The organism is Noviherbaspirillum sp. L7-7A (assembly GCF_019052805.1).
GTDB lineage: Bacteria > Pseudomonadota > Gammaproteobacteria > Burkholderiales > Burkholderiaceae_D > Noviherbaspirillum_A.
Genome location: NZ_JAHQRJ010000001.1, coordinates 3,948,453 through 3,964,669, shown reverse-complemented (window position 1 = coordinate 3,964,669; position 16,217 = coordinate 3,948,453). Strand labels below are relative to the sequence as shown.

The window sequence follows — 16,217 nt, the reverse complement described above, 5'->3', positions numbered from 1 at the left end:
AGCAAGGCGCATGCCGCGCCACCCCGCGACCATAGAGGCTGGTGCATGGGGTGTCAACGCGCCCGCGCGCATGCTGCCGAATCGAGCAAGCACATACGGAATATGCGCCCGCCGGCATGTTGTGGCGGCGGCGCGCCTGACTTACCATTCAATGCGTCAACATGGTTGACGTTTGCCTTCCACCGCCGCACACAACAGGAGACACTCCATGCGTCTTACCCGCAACCGCCATGCCCGCCTCGCTCTCTGCCTTACCCTCGCCGCTGTTGCCGCCGGCTGTGCCGGCAGCCGTTTTGCTCCGGGCGGCAACGCCTCCGCACAGGCTGGCAGCCCGATGACCTTCTTCGTGACCAGCGCCGGCAGCGGCAAGGGCGCCAACCTGGGCGGCCTGACTGGCGCCGACCAGATCTGCCAGAACCTGGCCGCCAAGGCAGGCGCGGGCGACCATACCTGGCGCGCCTACCTGAGCACGAGCGCCAACGGCATGGGGCCGGCGGTCAATGCGCGCGACCGCATCGGCCGCGGCCCGTGGCAGAACGCCAGGGGCGTGGTGATCGCGCAGGACGTGGAAAGCCTGCATGGCACCAACAACCTGAACAAGGAAACCGCGTTGACGGAAAAAGGTGAAAAGGTCAACGGCCGCACCGACCAGCCCAACTTCCATGACATCCTGACCGGCTCGCAGCCCGATGGCCGCGCCTTCAGCGGCGACAAGGACATGACCTGCAGCAACTGGACCAGCAGCGGCGAAGGCGCTGCGATGGTGGGCCACCATGACCGCATGGGCTTGAATACCGAGCCGCCTGCGCTCTCATGGAATTCCTCCCATCCTAGCCGTGGCTGCGGCCAGGAAGCGCTGCGCGGCACCGGGGGCGCCGGCCTGTTGTACTGCTTCGCGGCCAAATAACCCAGGCAGTCCGGGCAACAACAAGGCCGGGCGGGGCGCGATGCGGTTTGCGCCCTGCCCGGCCTTTTACGATGCGTTACCCGCTTATTGCGGTGCGCAGGTAAAGCTGGCCGCTGCGTTGATGTCACCCGTCAGGTTGTAGCGCGGGAAAGTCGGATACTCGCACAACGGCCGGGTGCGGCCCGGCACGCCGGTGCGGTCGGCCACCACCTGGGCCGGCGGCGCAATGCCTTTCTCCACCCAGTTCTCCAGCGTCGTCACCGAGTCCCATGCGGCATTGAACACCGTGCTGGTGGAATGGCCATAGCCCGGGATTTCGTAGTACCGCATGAAGCCGTTCACCGCCGCGACGCCCATGGTGTTGCGGATGCGGCCGAAATACTGCTCGGTGGCGCGGGTGCTGACCAGCGCGTCGTGCGAGCCATGCGCCATCAGGATCTTGCCGCCGCGCGACTGGAAGGCCGACAGGTCGGTCCGGTTTGCATCCTGGATGCCGGTCAGCTCCACGATCCGGTTCTGCCAGATGGTGGGATTTTGCGGGTCCAGCTGCAGTGAGTTGAAGTTGGGATTGCGGGTGACGAAATACTTCACCCACTGGTCCCAGAATGTACTGAAATACGGCGGCATGCTGGCGGCGGTGACCGCCGGCATCGGGTTGGCTGGCTGCTCGGTACCCATCGAAAGCGTCAGCACCGTGGGCTGCAGCGGGTCGGCGCCGGGGTTGCCGAAGTCGGTGCCCCAGGTATTGAAGCCGGGATAGCTGCGCTCGCCGCTGGCCAGCGCATAGTTCAGCTGCAGCGGCGTGTTGATCACATTGAAGGACGCGATCTGCATATCCGACAGGCAGGCGTCGCCGGTATCGGCCCCGTTGGCGCAGCGTACCGGCTGGCCGCCCGGCGACGCGTCAACGGTGGCGGTCGCTGGATTGAAGCTGGCATTGCAGGCGACCACATTGCTGATCACGCCATCGCGCGCCCCGTCCAGGGTGTCGCAGGCGGCGATGGCGGCGTCATACAGCACGCGGCGCTTGGCGCGGTTGGGATAGGCATTCGGCTGGGCCAGCTGGCGGGTGATGCGGCCGAACTGCAGGTCCAGGCTGGCCGCATTCCAGGCCGGGTACAGCACGATGGCGCCGTCGAAGTCGGACGGCCAGTTTTGCACCGCCAGCAGCGCTTCCCGCCCGCCGGTGGAGCCGCCGGCGAAATAGCTCCTCTGCACCGTGTCCGCATAGCGCGCCCTGATGATGGCCATGGCGGTATCGCGCGTCTTCTTGATGGCGTCGCCGGCAAAGTTGCGCAGCGCCTCGTCGTTGGCGCCGAAGGTGCCGTCGCGGCTGCCGTTGGCGTTGGCCTGGTGGCCGGAATCGCTGCCGAAGGTGGCATAGCCGCGCCCGAGCGGCACCTGCCTGTCGGTCGGGCCGGCAGGCACATTGGCCACGCCGGTGGCGATGGTGCCGTTGTAGCCGCCGCCGCCGAACATCATGGCCTTGCGGTTCCAGTTTTCCGGCAGGTTGACCTGGAACTTGATCTTGGGAGCGGTCGCATCCACCGGATTGATGTCGCCCAGCACCCGGCAGTATTCGCCGACCGCGCTGGCGCCGCTGCCGGCAGCCGGGACCACGGTTGCACTGGTGACGGCGGCGCCGGTGGTGGCCAGGCCGATGCCGGAAGCCGGTATCGTCATGCCGGCCAGCTGGGCGCAGGTCATTGCCGCCTGCGTGGGCGCCAGGCTGCTGTCGTGCCTGTTCCCGCCGCCGCCGCAGGCGGACAGGCCCAGTGCCGCCAGCACCGCGACGGTGACGGGCGTGGCGTGGCGTTTCCTTGTGTTGAAGGTCATGTCTCCTGCTCCTGTTCGTATCGTTATGGCCGCGATGGCGACAGTAGCATCATAGGAAACAAACACCCGGGAAAGATTGAGTCGGCGCAATGTGTGCAGAGGGCAAACGGCGCCCGTCCGGCGCCTGAAAGCCTTACCGGGCCTGCCTGCCGCCAGCCACCGCCTGCGCCAAGCCGACGGGCAGCTTCGCATAGCGCAGGAACTCCATGCTGAAGCTGGCCCTGCCCTGCGTCAGCGAGCGCAGCGTGGTGGCGTAGCCGAACATTTCCGCCAGCGGCACTTCGGCCCGCAGCAGCCGGCCGCCGCCGGCGATTTCATCCATGCCGCGCACCTGGCCGCGCCGGCTTGCAAGGTCGCCCAGCACGTCGCCGGTATCCTCGTCCGGCGTTTCCACGCCAACCGCCATCACGGGTTCGAGCAGCACCACGCCGGCCTTCCTGCAACCATCGCGCAATGCCATTGCGGCCGCGACCCGGTAGGCGTTTTCGCTGGCATCGACCTCATGCCAGGAGCCGCCGGTCAGCATGACCTTCAGGTCCGTGAGCGGATAGCCTGCCAGCACGCCGCCGGCCATTGCGTCGCGCACGCCCTTTTCCACTGCGGGAATGAATTCGCGCGGAATGGCGCCGCCCTTGACCGCCTCGGCGAATGTAAAGCCGCCGCCAGCCGGCAAGGGCTCGATCCTCAGCACCACATGGCCGTACTGTCCGTGCCCGCCCGACTGGCGGATGAACTTGCCCTCGCTGGCTTCGCAAACGCCGCGCACGGTTTCACGGTAAGCCACCTGCGGCGCGCCGACCTGGGCATCGACGCTGAATTCGCGGCGCATGCGCTCCACCAGGATTTCCAGGTGCAGCTCGCCCATGCCGGAGATCACGGTCTGGCCCGACTCGGGGTCGATGCGCACATGGAAGGACGGATCTTCCTGCGCCAGCCGTTCCAGCGCATGCGCCATGCGGTCATGGTCGGCCTGGGTGCGCGGCTCCACCGCTTGGGCAATCACGGGCTCGGGGAAGGCGATCTGTTCCAGCAACAGCGGATGCGCCGGGTCGCACAGGGTGTCGCCGGTCGATACCGTCTTCAGGCCGACCGCCGCGGCAATGTCGCCGGCATGGACTTCGCTGATCTCGGTGCGGTGGTTCGCATGCATCTGCAGCAGGCGGCCGATGCGCTCGCGCTTGCCGCGCAGCGTGTTCCACACCGTGTCGCCGGAATGCAGCGTGCCGGAATACACGCGGAAGTAGACCAGCTGGCCGGCGAACGGGTCGGTCATGATCTTGAAGGCCAGCGCGGCAAACGGCGCCTTGCCGTCGGGCGCGCGCTCGACCGGCTTGCCCTCGCCGTCGATGCCGACCACGGGCGGCAGGTCCGATGGCGCCGGCAGGTAGTCGATCACGGCGTCGAGCAGCGGCTGCACGCCGCGGTTGCGGTGAGCGCTGCCGCACAGCATGGGCATGATCTCGCCGGCGATGGTGCGGCGGCGCAGCGCCTGCTTCAGTTCGGCGATGGAAATCTCCGCGCCGTCGAGGTATTTCTGCAGCAGCGCGTCGTCGTTCTCGACCGCCGCTTCCACCAGTCCGGCGCGCCACTGCGCAGCGCGCTGCAGGTCCTGCGCCGCAATCTCGGCCACATGGAAGCGCTGCCCCTGCCCTTCCTCCTCCCAGACGACGGCGCGCATCGTCAGCAGGTCGATCACGCCATTGAAGCCGGCGCCTTCCTCCAGCGGCAGCTGCAGCGGCACCGGCGTGCCCTTGAGCCGCTCGATGATCTGCTGGCGCACCCGGAAGAAATCGGCGCCGGCCCGGTCCATCTTGTTGACGAAGGCTATCCGCGGCACCCGGTATCTGGCAGCCTGGCGCCACACGGTTTCCGACTGCGGCTGCACGCCGCTGACAGCGTCATACAGCATGCACACGCCATCGAGCACCCGCATCGAGCGCTCGACCTCGACCGTGAAATCCACATGGCCGGGCGTGTCGATGATGTTGATGCGGTGGGCCGGCCGGCCGCCATCCATGCCGGTCCAGTAGCAGGTGGTGGCGGCGGCGGTGATGGTGATGCCGCGCTCCTGTTCCTGCTCCATCCAGTCCATCGTGGCCGAGCCTTCGTCGACCTCGCCGATGCGGTGGCTGATGCCGGCGTAGAACAGGATGCGCTCGGTCAGCGTGGTCTTGCCGGCGTCAATATGGGCGGAAATGCCGATGTTGCGGTAGCGCGCGACCGGCGTGGCCGCCGCTGCGCCATCCGACCGCGTGATGGGACCGGTGGCCATGCGTCACCTCAGGCATGCTGGCCGCTGATGTAGTGTTCCAGCTGCTCGATGGTGAACTGCTGGTCCGAGATGATGTCCTTGACCAGGTCGCCCATCGAGATCAGGCCGATCAGCCGGCCGCTCTCCATCACTGGCAGGTGGCGCACCCGGCTGTTGGCCATCAGCGCCATGCAGTCCTCATTGCTCTGCTGCGGCCGCACATACAGCACCGTGGGACTCATGATCTCGCGCACCGCGGTCTGGTCGGAATTGCGGCCCATCAGGATGACCTTGCGCGCATAGTCGCGCTCGCTGACCATGCCGACGATCGCGCCGCCCTCCGTCACCACCAGCGCGCCGATGCCGTGCTCGGCCATGCGGCGGATCGCCTCCAGCACGGTTTCACCGGGACTGATGGTATGCACTTCGGTCCCGCCCTTGGCATGCAGTATCTGGGAAACGGTCTTCATCATTCATCCTTTCGCTGGGTTGATCATGCGGAAAATGGCCTTGCCTGCAGCGTGCTGCCGCGCCGAAGGAAAGCGGTGTTCCGCCGGCGCATGACGAATCGGATGGAAGCAGTATAGACACTATCGCCCGCTTCATGGGCGGCGATGAGGCGCTGTTGGCGCGGATCAGGCCGGCGACTGCGGTGTTTTTGGGCTTGATCAGGCTTTCATGCGGCCAGATAGGCACATCCGGCGTTTTATTTGCAATAAATGCGTGCTGACGGCTACTGTTTGCGCTTGTTATTCCGCTAAAATTCAAGCCCCTCTATCTCACAGGCAAGTACCATGAAAAAATCAGAAATGATCGATCACATTGCGCAGACCCATACCCTGACCAAGGTGGAAGCCAACCGCGTGCTCGACACCGTGATTGGCATCATCCACACCGACCTGAAGAAGGAAGGCCGTTGCTCGATTCCTGGCCTGGGAACCTTCAGCGTGACCAAGCGCGCAGCCCGCACCGGCCGCAACCCGGCCACCGGCGAAAAGCTCAAGATCAAGGCATCCAAGAACGCCCGCTTCAAGGCCGCGCCGGCCCTGAAGGAAATCATCGCCAAGGTAAAGATCTGAGCCAGGCTTGCTGAGCAGTTCATGCGCGGCGCACTGCGCCGCGCAGTTTTCCCCGGCCGCGCAAGCGGCTTAAAAGGCTGAACAGGCTTAACGCGCTTCCCGCTGCCGCTGATATTCAGCGCGCTTCATGTCCATGTATTCCTCCCGCTCGACCTCGCGCAACTGGCGCGCATACCGTTCCGTTGCGCTGAACCAGTCCTTCAGCCGCCGCTCGAACTGCTCGGTCTTGGGCGCGTCCACCTCCTTCAGATAGGAATCGATCGCCAGGTAATAGCGCATGGTGTTGCGCTCGACCACGCCGCGCACGCCGCCGATATAGGCCGGCTTGCCGCCCTCGTCGCCGGTGACGGTGAAGCCGACCTTGCTCGCGCCAACGGTCGCCAGGTAGCCCTGCATGCCCAGCTTGCCGGCCATGCCGTAGGAATAGGAATAGGTCAGGTGCAGCAGCGTCCTGCGGCTGTCGACCGCGCCGGCTTCCACCAGGATGCGGTAGTCGCTGGTGCCCACCGGCCCCTTGTCGGCCGACATCCTGACATCGAGGTACTCGGGCGTGCTGTCGGCGCGATAGGCGAAGTCGACCCGGTAGGCCTGGTCCAGCGGCTGCGGGTCCTTCTTGCCGATATAGACGGTCAGGCCCGGTCCGCCGCCCACTTCCGCGGCGTGGCAGTACTTGGTGTTGAGATGCAGGATCAGCACGTCGCACCATTGCTCGCGCGTCTTCAGCGCGGCCGCTACCTTGTCCAGCGGATAGTCGAGCAGCGCATAGGCTTCGCCCTTCAACTGCTTCGGGCTTTCGGTGGATTCGATATACAGCGGCTGCCCGAACTGGTTGCTGGCAAGCCGGGGCTTGAGTTCCGTGTATTTCTGGCGCAGCGCCTCGGCGCCGTCGGCGGCATGGGCAAGTGCAGCAACGGCAAGGCTGGCGGCAAACGAGATGGCCTGGAGCAAACGCAGGCGGCGAGGACGATAGGCCATGATGGTGGCGGCACAGGGCGCGAGAGTTTGCTCAAGGCAGCGTGCCGCAGGATGTGTTTGAAAACCCTATCTTAAATCCGCTACGGCAGAGCATCAGTACGACAGCGCACATCCTTTATTGAGGCACCTCCAACACGGCAACTGACAGGAAGGCGGAGATGTGCGGGGAAGCATGAGAAGAAAAAGGGCCAGATCTTTCGATCTGGCCCTTAAATTGGTGCGGCTGGCAGGAATCGAACCCACGACCCCTTGGTTCGTAGCCAAGTACTCTATCCAGCTGAGCTACAGCCGCTTGGTAATGCACCGTCTTTTTAAAACGGTTTGTCCGGTCTTGACGGCAAGGCCATCAAAAATGACTGTTTCTGCGACTCGCTAACTGCTCTTCGTCGTCAGGAGCCGGGATTCTAACAAAGGTTTTCACGATCGGCAATGCCCAGGGAAATTTTTGTGCCGAGGTAAGTCATGTCTGCCACATCACAAAACCATGCAGACCGGCCGCCGTCTGCCTATAGTAACGCCAGGCCATTCCACTCCTATCGTTGCCATCGACACCATGCCTCCCAGGTCCGCTTCCAGCAAACCAATTTCCACCTCCTGCGGCACGCTGGTCATCAACCAGCGCGGCCAGGTCCTGCTCTGCCATGTCACCGGCACCCGCAACTGGGACATTCCCAAGGGAATGCAGGACCCCGGCGAATCCACGCTGCAGGCGGCCATGCGCGAACTGCTCGAGGAAGCCGGCCTGGCCTTCGACAGCGGCGCCTTCGAGGATCTCGGCAGCTTTGACTACCGGCCCGACAAGCGGCTGCATCTCTACCGGGTCCGCGCCCCGGACACGCTCGACTGCCTCGACCATCTCTGCTGCACCAGCCACTTCCCGCATCACGTTACCGGCAAGGCCACGCCCGAAGTGGACGGCTTTTGCTGGGCCGACCGCGATCAGGTCCGCAGCCTGTGCTGGCCGCGCATGGCGCAGCGGTTGCTGTCACTGGACTGGTAGGTCGCTTCGTGTACCATTTCCTCCCCGCGGCGGCCAAAGTCAATCATCCAACTGTTGAGCGCAATCTTCTCCGGTGCGCGCTGCAGCAACTAAAACAGGGACGCCTTGTCAGACTGCCATGTTCGCCTGGCAAGGCGACAGCCGGATTGACACCGCATAAGTCCTGTAAACACTGACAAGTGCAATGGCTGTCCCCGGCTGGTCTCTGGCGAACAGTTATTGCCGCACTCAGGCCTGCGCGGATAGGCGCCGGTAAAAGCGCTTCGTCGCCAGCCGCTTGCATGGCTGTGGCGAATGCCCGGCAGGCAATGCCTGGCATTCGCGCTTGACAACGACAACATGAATACACATATCGCCACATTCCATTCCATCCGAACAAGGAGCATCCGTCTTCTGAACCGAAGAACGCAGCTGATCGCCTGCCTGATCTTCATCGGCACCATGCTGTCGTCGATCATTCCGCCATTCCAGTCGCCGGATGAATTCGACCATATCAAGCGCGCCTACCTGCTGTCGAAGGGGCAGTTGACGCTGGTCAGCCCGCCCAACACCAGTTCAGGCGGCTATATCGACAAGGGCCTGCTGCAGTACATGGATGGCTTCACCCATCTGCCGTTCGAGGAAAAGCACACGGTGGCGCGCGAGACCATAGAGCATGCCAGGCAGTCGCGCTGGCAGCACACGGCCAACTTTTCGATCGCGCCCGGCACCGGTTATTACTTCCCGCTGGTCTATCTGCCGCAGGCTGCAGGCCTGCTGATCGGGCAGGCGCTTGATCTGTCGGTGGACCTGTCCTATCGCCTGGCGCGGCTGCTGGCACTCAGCGCCACGCTGGGCCTGCTGTTCTTCGCCGCGCGGATCTACCCGACCAACTTCCTGGCGCTGGCCCTGCTGGCCTTGCCGATGACGGTGTTCCAGATGGTGTCGGCCACGCTGGACGGCACCACTACGGCGCTGGCGATCCTGTGCCTCTCGCTGTTCATGCGGGCCTGCGACCGCAGCATGGCTTTTCCAAAGTGGATGTCCTGGCTGCTCGGGATTGCGCTGCTGCTGCTGGTCAACAGCCGCACCCATCTGCTGCCGCTTCTGGCACTGCCGCTCGTGATCTACTTTTACCGCAGGCGCGCGCTCGACCTCGCCTTGTGTGCCGGCCTGACAGTGGTGGCGCTGGCATGGCTGTTCATCGCCATGCGCTACACGATAGACCTGCGGGTGGCGCGCAGCAGCTCGCTGGGCGAAGTCATCAGTTATTACCTCAGCAAGCCGCTGGCCTTTCCTTCCGTGCTGTGGGCTACCCTGATGGATAGCGAGACCAGACAGGTCTATCAGCAGACCTTTATCGGCAAGCTGGGCTGGCTCGACCTGCAGTTCCAGGACTGGTTCTACAACCTCTCCCTGCTGTTCTGCGCCGCGATGGCCGCGCTGTCGGTGCAGTGGTCCACGCTGCGCCAGGACTGGCGGGTGCGCATCTGCCTGCTGGCCTGCGCCGGCGCCTCGCTGCTGCTGGTGTTCTTCCTGCTGCTGGTTACCTGGAGCAAGCATCCCGCCGCATTGATCGAAGGCGTCCAGGGCAGGTATTTCCTGGTGCCCTGCATCCTGCTTGCCTATGCGCTCAAGGGCCAGGCCACGCTGGTGTCGGGCAATCGCAGGATCATCGGGTTGTCGCTGCTCTATCTCTATCTGCTGATGCTGTCCATCGTCCTGCCGCAGGAACTGATCTACCGCTATTTCGCCATCTGACCCCGTCAGGGCGGCCCCGACCTGCCCTGGCACCCATGCTCTCCAACCCTTACCGACCTATGGATGCACATCTCCGAGAAGCCGCCAGCCCACGCGGCAATGCCAGAAGCGCCGGGCTGGCCTGCCTGATCGCACTGGCCTGCGCGCTGGCCCTGGCCTATGTATTTTCCCCGGGCTTCATGTCCTTCGACACCCTGTACCAGTACCGGCAGGCAAAGGGACTGGCCACGCTCAACGATGCGCACCCGGTCATCATGGTGATGCTGTGGCGCTTCTTTGCCAGCGCCAGCGACAACACCGGCGCCATGCTGCTGTTTCACCAGATCCTCTACTGGCTCACCGTGGCGCTGTTTGCGCTGCTGGTGGCGCGCCGCCTGGCCTGGCGCATCGCGCTGCTGCTGGCGATTGGCTTCTGCCCGCCGCTGGTGATTACCTCGCTGCACATCTGGAAGGATGTCGGCATGATGTGCATGCTGGCGCTGGCCTGCGCGGCCCTGCTGGGCTATCTGCGCCATCGGCACTGGGGCTGGCTGCTGCTTGCCGCGCTGGCGCTGTTCTATGCCATTGCCGTCAGAATTAACGGCTTCATTCCCGGCGTGTTCCTGATGGGCTTTCTTGCTTATTCGATGGTGACGCGCTCGCGACTGCCGGCGTTGAAGAAGGCCGGCGCGGCCCTGCTTGTCGTGGCGGCGCTGAGCCTGGCTTACTTTCAGGGCATTGCCGCGCTCAATGCGAATGCCGAGAAGAGCAATGGCCTGGGCACCCTGCTGGTATGGGACCTGGCCGAGATCTCGCTGGCGCGCGGCGAGGACGTGATACCGCCCTACATTCCGCGGGTGAGCGGCGGCCCGCTGCTGCAGGACCTGACGCGGGTACGCGTGCCGGACACCAATTATCCTTACTGGGCCGTCGTCTGGCCTTTCCCGCCGGAGCCATTCCAGAGCCGCCTGCTGCCCGACTGGGCCAAGGTGGTAGCAGCCAATCCCGCCATCTATCTCAAGCACCGCGGCCACCTGTTCCTGACCATGCTGGGCATCGGCGTTCCCAAAATTTATTACCCCTACCATCCGGGCATCGACGACAACGAGTTTGGTTTTCGCTTCAACCACATCAGCGAGCAGCGCGCCGGCAGCTTTTTCCGCGCCTTCGACCGCCTGGCCGCAACCCTCTTCTACAAGCCCTGGCTTTATCTGCTGCTATGCATCGCCACGCTGGCGCTGGCCTGGCAGCGCTTGCATGGCGCACGCGGCAACCGGGATGAGAACCTGCTGGCCGCCACAGTCGCCCTGAGCGGCATCGCCAATATGGCGTCGCTGTTTTTCCTGGCGACGGCAGCGGACTATCGCTATGTGATCTGGACCGTGTTCGCGGGGCTGCTGGGCGGCGTGATGGCGGCGGCGGACATGCTGCGGGAACGCCGGGTGAGGATGGCTGGCGCCCGCGCCATGCCGCATGGGGAACGCGGCATGGCCTGAGATACGCACAATGCAGCGGCAGGCTTCCTACCGGGAGAAATCACCCGCGCGCTCGGGCTGGTAGAGCACCTCGACGATCCTGACCCTTACCAGCTGACCGTCCGGCCGCGGCCAATCCATGCTGTCGCCCACCGTCAAACCCAGCAGCGCTGTGCCGATCGGGGTAAGGAGGGAAATGCCATCGGGCACATCCGGCATTTCCCTGGGATAGGACAGGGTCAGGCAAAAGGTTTCCGGCGACTCGTCGATCTGGAATCGCACCGTCGAGCGCATCGTCACCACGGATGGCGGCACCTCCTGCGGCGGCAGGATGTCGGCCCGGTCGAGTTCTTCGCGCAGGGATTGCGCAGCCGGGGAATCCGGCGGCAGGGTGTCGAGCAAGGCCTCGATACGTTCAAGGTCCTGCGACGATACGGTGATGGATGGTTTCATGGTTGGCACTCCTGGCAGGCATTAAGCCTGATTACGCATTAAGGGAACTGACTGGCGGCGGCACTCCCTGTGCGGCTTGCACGGGACGAAATTTAGTCAGTCAGGTGGGGCTTGCCGGCGATGCGCGACAAATGTCGTCGCAACGCCGGCAAGGCGGCAAGCTGTTGCAGCGGGGCAGGCTCGGGAGGCTGGAAAACCGGGGGTTGTCAGGCGCTCACCGAGCCCAGGAAAGGCAGGCAAGATCCCGGACGGACAAGGATGCGCTGCCGATCCGTGGCACCGACACCGGCACCGCAGGCGCAGCCAGGCAATGCATGGGAAAATCAGCGGCAAGGGCAAAAGCAGACAGGCGCGGCTTCCCATGGCTCATGCAAGAACCATCGTCATTCAGGGGAATGCGGGGCTTGTTCACTGTGAATTCTGCGGCTGCGGGCTGGCTGGACCGGGTGGAGTATATAGGCTTCGCCGGTATCGTCAACGATGGGCTCGGCCTGGCGTGACCGAGACCCGGCCGCTACCGACCACCTGGTCAGAAACGAAAAAGGGAGCTGGCTTCAGGCCAACTCCCTTTAATCCCTGGTGCTGATGAGACGAATCGAACGTCCGACCTACTGATTACGAATCAGTTGCTCTACCGACTGAGCTACATCAGCGAAGACGCGTATTCTAACAAGAAATCCGCGCAACTTGCCACATCAATCTTGATCGGCGCGGATCAGGCGTCGCGGTGGTAGGACGTTACCAGGTCCACCTCGTTTTTCGAGCCCAGGAACACTGCCACGCGCTGGTGCAGCTTTTCGGGCTGGATGTCGAGGATGCGCTGCTTGCCGTCGGTGGCGGCGCCGCCGGCCTGTTCGACGATGAAGGCCATCGGGTTGGCTTCGTACATCAGGCGCAGCTTGCCCGGCTTGTCGAGGTCGCGGGCATCGGCGGGGTACATGAAGATGCCGCCGCGGGTCAGGATGCGGTGCACGTCCGCTACCATCGAGGCGATCCAGCGCATGTTGAAGTCCTTGCCGCGCGGGCCGGTCTTGCCGGCCTGCATTTCGTCGACATAGCGCTTGACCGGTTCATACCAGTGACGGGCATTGGAGGCATTGATTGCGTATTCCCTGGTATCTTCGGGAATCTTCGCCTCTTTCTGCGTCATCACCCAGGAACCCATCTCGCGGTCCAGCGTGAAGGATTGCACGCCGTTGCCGGTGGTGAGCACCAGCACGGTCTGCGGGCCGTAGACCGCATAGCCGGCGGCGACCTGCTGGCTGCCGGGCTGCAGGAAGGCGTCTTCGGTCGGGACCGTCATGCCGTGCGGCGCCTTCAGCACCGAGAAGATGGTGCCGATCGAGACATTGACGTCGATGTTGGACGAGCCGTCGAGCGGGTCGAACAGCAGCAGGTACTCGCCCATCGGGTAGCGGTTGGGAATCGGGTGGATGGTTTCCATTTCCTCGGAAGCCATGGCCGCCAGGTGGCCGCCCCATTCATTGGCCTGCAGCAGGATGTCGTTGGAAATGATGTCCAGCTTCTTCTGGATCTCGCCCTGCACGTTTTCGCTCTCGGCGTCGCTCGTGCCCAGCACCTCGCCCAGCGCGCCCTTGCCTACCGCGTGGCTGATGGTCTTGCAGGCGCGCGCGACGACTTCGATCAGAAGCCGCAGTTCGGCGGGAATGGTGTTGTGCAGGCGCTGCTCTTCGATGAGATGCTGGGTCAGGCTGATACGTTTCATAGTGGCTTTCGTGATGGCTTTAATCGTTAATCGTTAATTGTTAATTGTTGATCATTCATCGGCGGCGAGTGCCTTGCTGATGACCTCGAAGACATCCTTGGACAGGCGCGGCGTGGCGGCAACCCGCTGCAATGCTTCCTGCATCTGCTCCTGCAGCGCCGGCGCGTACTTGCGCCAGCGGTCCAGGGTGCGGGCCAGGCGGGCGGCGACCTGCGGATTCAGGGTGTTCAGTGCAATCACCTGCTCGGACCAGAACAGGTAGCCGCTGCCGTCGGCGGCATGGAACTGCGCCGGGTTGCCGTTGCAGAAGCTGAAGATCAGGCTGCGCGCCCGGTTCGGGTTCTTCAGGCTGAAGGCCTTGTGCTTCATCAGTGCGCGCACCGCATTGACATCGGTGGCGGGCGCCATCGCCTGCAGCGAGAACCACTTGTCGATCACCAGCGGCTCGTCCTCGAATTCCGTGTAGAAGCGCTCCAGCGCATCCTTGCGGCCGGGCGCGCTGCTGTTCTGCAGCGCGGCCAGCGCGGCGATGCGGTCGGTCATGTTGCCGGCCTGGTCGTACTGGGACTGGGCCATGGCGTGGCTGTCGGTGTCGTCCAGTTCGGCCAGGTACTGCAGCGCGACGTTCTTCAGGCCGCGCTTGCCGGCCGACAGCGCATCCGGGCTGTACTCGCCTGGCGTCTGGCTCAGCTGGTACAACTGCACCAGCTCGTTGCGCAGGGTGCGCGCCAGCAGGCGGCGCATGAACTGGCGGGCGGTGTGGATGGCCTGCGGATCGATCACCTCCATCTGCTCGGCCAGCACGCCTTCGCTGGGCAGGGTCAGCACCAGTTCGCGGAAGGCCGGGTCCAGCGTGCTGTCGGCCAGGGTCTTGTGCAGCGCCGCCGCATAGGTTTCCAGGTTGGCGGTGGATTCGCGCATCGGCTCCTGGTTCTGCACCATGCGGGTCAGGGTCAGCAGCCGGCGGGTGGCCAGGCGCTGGCCGGCTTCCCAGCGGTTGAACGGGTCGCTGTCATTGGCCATCAGGAAGGCCAGTTCCTCGTCGGTGTATTCATAATCCAGCACCACCGGCGCGGAAAAGTCGCGCAGCAGCGAAGGCACCGGCTTTTCCGGCACGCCGACGAAGCGGAAGGTCTGGCTTTCCTCGGTCAGTTCCAGCACCCGGGTGGCGGGCGCGTCGGCAACATCCTCGCCTTCCAGCGTCAGCGGCAGGTCGGCGCCAATGGCATCCAGCAGGCCGACCTTGACCGGGATATGGAACGGCAGCTTGGTCTTCTGGCCGGGCGTGGGCGGGCAGGACTGGCTCAGCGTGATGTCGTAGGTGCGGCTCTCTTCGTCGAAGCGGGTCTTGACCGTCACGCGCGGCGTGCCGGCCTGGCTGTACCAGCGCTCGAACTGGTCGAGGTTGCGGCCGTTGGCATCGGCCATGGCGGCGCGGAAGTCGTCGCAGGTCACGGCCTGGCCGTCATGGCGCTTAAAGTACAGGTCCATGCCCTTCCTGAAGCCGTCGCGGCCCAGCAGGGTCTGGTACATGCGCACCACCTCGCTGCCCTTTTCGTAGATGGTGACGGTGTAGAAGTTGCTGATCTCGACATAGCTGTCGGGCCGCACCGGGTGCGCCATCGGGCCGGCATCTTCCGGGAACTGGGCCTGGCGCAGCACCCGCACATCGTCGATGCGCTTGACCGCGCGGCCGCTCTCGGTGCCCACCATGTCGGCGGAAAACTCCTGGTCGCGGAACACGGTCAGGCCTTCCTTCAGCGACAGCTGGAACCAGTCGCGGCAGGTGACGCGGTTGCCGGTCCAGTTGTGGAAGTACTCATGGCCGACCACGGCTTCGATGTTGGCGTAATCGGCGTCGGTGGCGATGCGGGAATTGGCCAGCACATACTTGGTGTTGAAGATGTTGAGGCCCTTGTTTTCCATCGCGCCCATGTTGAAGTCGCCGACGGCGACGATCATGAAGCGGTCCAGGTCCAGTTCCAGGCCAAAACGCTCCTCGTCCCAGCGTATGCTGTTCTTCAGCGAATCCATTGCATGCTGGGTCTTGTCGAGGTTGCCCTCCTCCACCCAGACCTGCAGCAGCACCTCGCGGCCTGACTGCAGGGTGTAGCGCTCTTCCTGGCAGACCAAGTTGCCGGCCACCAGGGCGAACAGGTAGGACGGCTTCATGAACGGGTCTTCCCACAGCGCGTAATGGCGGCCGTCGCCCAGGTCGCCCTCCTCGATCAGGTTGCCGTTGGACAGCAGCACCGGATACTTCTGCCTGTCGGCGCGCAGCATCACGGTGTAGCGCGCCATCACATCCGGCCGGTCGGGGAAGTAGGTGATCTTGCGGAAGCCCTCGGCTTCGCACTGGGTGAAGAAATTCCCGTTGGACACATACAGGCCCATCAGCGAGGTATTGGCGTCGGGATGCAGCGCGGTCTCGATTTCCAGCGTGACATTGTCCGGCGCGCCGGGGATCACCAGTTCGCCGCCGTTCAGGCGATAGGCGCGGCGGTTCAGAAGCTTGCCGTTCATGCGCAGCGCCACCAGTTCCAGCGTGTCGCCATGGAGCACGATGTCGTTGGCGCGGCCATCGGGATTGCGAGTCATGGTCAGGCGCGCCGCGACCCGGGTCAGCTTGGGATCGAGGTCGAAGCCCAGTTCGACGGTTTCTACACGGTAGTTCGGCGCGGCATAGTCGCTGCGATAGATTGCCTGGGAAGTATCGGTTCGCATGGGATGTCGGGACGGGTGAAAAGGCGAATGGGCATTTTACCAATGCACGGCGGGCGTGCATTGTTTTTATGC

General features: G+C 64.1%; 12 protein-coding genes and 2 tRNA genes. 5 read left to right on the top strand and 9 right to left on the bottom strand.

Features of this window, described 5'->3' with window-relative positions:
* The first annotated feature begins 208 nt into the window (after nt 1-208).
* Nucleotides 209-907, top strand: a complete 699-nt coding sequence (locus tag KTQ42_RS18055; protein ID WP_217346721.1) for a hypothetical protein — start codon at nt 209-211, stop codon at nt 905-907.
* An 84-nt stretch (nt 908-991) separates the two neighbouring features.
* Here KTQ42_RS18055 and KTQ42_RS18050 read toward each other — a convergent pair whose 3' ends face one another.
* From KTQ42_RS18050 to KTQ42_RS18040, 3 genes are all read right to left on the bottom strand, one after another.
* Entirely contained in the window at nt 992-2,743 is a 1,752-nt protein-coding gene (locus KTQ42_RS18050) for a tannase/feruloyl esterase family alpha/beta hydrolase (protein WP_217346720.1), read from the bottom strand.
* Nucleotides 2,744-2,876: 133 nt separating this feature from the next.
* Nucleotides 2,877-5,015 carry an elongation factor G gene (gene fusA / locus KTQ42_RS18045; RefSeq protein ID WP_217346719.1) on the bottom strand — a complete coding sequence of 713 codons (2,139 nt, stop codon included), beginning with the start codon at nt 5,013-5,015 and terminating at the stop codon, nt 2,877-2,879.
* 8 nt (nt 5,016-5,023) lie between these two features.
* Nucleotides 5,024-5,464, bottom strand: a complete 441-nt coding sequence (locus tag KTQ42_RS18040) for a CBS domain-containing protein (RefSeq protein WP_217347036.1) — start codon at nt 5,462-5,464, stop codon at nt 5,024-5,026.
* Between the two features lie 306 nt (nt 5,465-5,770).
* Here KTQ42_RS18040 and KTQ42_RS18035 point away from each other — a divergent pair, with 306 nt between their 5' ends.
* Nucleotides 5,771-6,073: an HU family DNA-binding protein gene (locus KTQ42_RS18035; RefSeq protein ID WP_323744872.1), complete on the top strand. Its 303-nt coding sequence runs from the start codon at nt 5,771-5,773 to the stop codon at nt 6,071-6,073.
* 87 nt (nt 6,074-6,160) lie between these two features.
* On the opposite strand, the gene KTQ42_RS18030 is transcribed toward KTQ42_RS18035, so the two are convergent.
* Nucleotides 6,161-7,048: a hypothetical protein gene (locus KTQ42_RS18030; RefSeq protein ID WP_217346718.1), complete on the bottom strand. Its 888-nt coding sequence runs from the start codon at nt 7,046-7,048 to the stop codon at nt 6,161-6,163.
* 215 nt (nt 7,049-7,263) lie between these two features.
* Nucleotides 7,264-7,340: transfer RNA gene (locus KTQ42_RS18025), tRNA-Arg, on the bottom strand.
* Nucleotides 7,341-7,532: 192 nt separating this feature from the next.
* Between KTQ42_RS18025 and KTQ42_RS18020 the strand changes: the two genes are divergently transcribed.
* From KTQ42_RS18020 to KTQ42_RS18010, 3 genes are all read left to right on the top strand, one after another.
* Nucleotides 7,533-8,048 (top strand): NUDIX hydrolase, encoded by a 516-nt coding sequence (locus KTQ42_RS18020; RefSeq protein ID WP_217346717.1) that lies wholly within the window; start codon nt 7,533-7,535, stop codon nt 8,046-8,048.
* A 339-nt stretch (nt 8,049-8,387) separates the two neighbouring features.
* On the top strand, nt 8,388-9,788 hold the full coding sequence (locus tag KTQ42_RS18015; protein ID WP_217346716.1) for a DUF2142 domain-containing protein: 1,401 nt from the start codon (nt 8,388-8,390) through the stop codon (nt 9,786-9,788).
* 59 nt (nt 9,789-9,847) lie between these two features.
* Nucleotides 9,848-11,263, top strand: a complete 1,416-nt coding sequence (locus KTQ42_RS18010; protein WP_217346715.1) for a hypothetical protein — start codon at nt 9,848-9,850, stop codon at nt 11,261-11,263.
* Nucleotides 11,264-11,290: 27 nt separating this feature from the next.
* Here KTQ42_RS18010 and rnk read toward each other — a convergent pair whose 3' ends face one another.
* The 4 genes from rnk to pepN form a co-directional block, all read right to left on the bottom strand.
* Nucleotides 11,291-11,695 carry a nucleoside diphosphate kinase regulator gene (gene rnk, locus KTQ42_RS18005; RefSeq protein ID WP_217346714.1) on the bottom strand — a complete coding sequence of 135 codons (405 nt, stop codon included), beginning with the start codon at nt 11,693-11,695 and terminating at the stop codon, nt 11,291-11,293.
* Nucleotides 11,696-12,272: 577 nt separating this feature from the next.
* Nucleotides 12,273-12,348 (bottom strand) — tRNA-Thr (locus KTQ42_RS18000).
* Between the two features lie 62 nt (nt 12,349-12,410).
* Nucleotides 12,411-13,421: a class 1 fructose-bisphosphatase gene (locus KTQ42_RS17995; protein ID WP_217346713.1), complete on the bottom strand. Its 1,011-nt coding sequence runs from the start codon at nt 13,419-13,421 to the stop codon at nt 12,411-12,413.
* A gap of 51 nt (nt 13,422-13,472) precedes the next feature.
* Nucleotides 13,473-16,145, bottom strand: coding sequence for an aminopeptidase N (gene pepN, locus KTQ42_RS17990; RefSeq protein WP_217346712.1), 2,673 nt, complete (start codon nt 16,143-16,145; stop codon nt 13,473-13,475).
* Between the last annotated feature and the right edge of the window lie 72 nt (nt 16,146-16,217).

Coding starts and splice junctions, on each gene's coding strand:
- KTQ42_RS18055 (WP_217346721.1), top strand. CDS start 209: ATGCGTCTTACCCGCAACCGCCATGCCCGCCTCGCTCTCTGCCTTACC.
- KTQ42_RS18050 (WP_217346720.1), bottom strand. CDS start 2,743: ATGACCTTCAACACAAGGAAACGCCACGCCACGCCCGTCACCGTCGCG.
- fusA (WP_217346719.1), bottom strand. CDS start 5,015: ATGGCCACCGGTCCCATCACGCGGTCGGATGGCGCAGCGGCGGCCACG.
- KTQ42_RS18040 (WP_217347036.1), bottom strand. CDS start 5,464: ATGAAGACCGTTTCCCAGATACTGCATGCCAAGGGCGGGACCGAAGTG.
- KTQ42_RS18030 (WP_217346718.1), bottom strand. CDS start 7,048: ATGGCCTATCGTCCTCGCCGCCTGCGTTTGCTCCAGGCCATCTCGTTT.
- KTQ42_RS18020 (WP_217346717.1), top strand. CDS start 7,533: ATGCAGACCGGCCGCCGTCTGCCTATAGTAACGCCAGGCCATTCCACT.
- KTQ42_RS18015 (WP_217346716.1), top strand. CDS start 8,388: ATGAATACACATATCGCCACATTCCATTCCATCCGAACAAGGAGCATC.
- KTQ42_RS18010 (WP_217346715.1), top strand. CDS start 9,848: ATGGATGCACATCTCCGAGAAGCCGCCAGCCCACGCGGCAATGCCAGA.
- rnk (WP_217346714.1), bottom strand. CDS start 11,695: ATGAAACCATCCATCACCGTATCGTCGCAGGACCTTGAACGTATCGAG.
- KTQ42_RS17995 (WP_217346713.1), bottom strand. CDS start 13,421: ATGAAACGTATCAGCCTGACCCAGCATCTCATCGAAGAGCAGCGCCTG.
- pepN (WP_217346712.1), bottom strand. CDS start 16,145: ATGCGAACCGATACTTCCCAGGCAATCTATCGCAGCGACTATGCCGCG.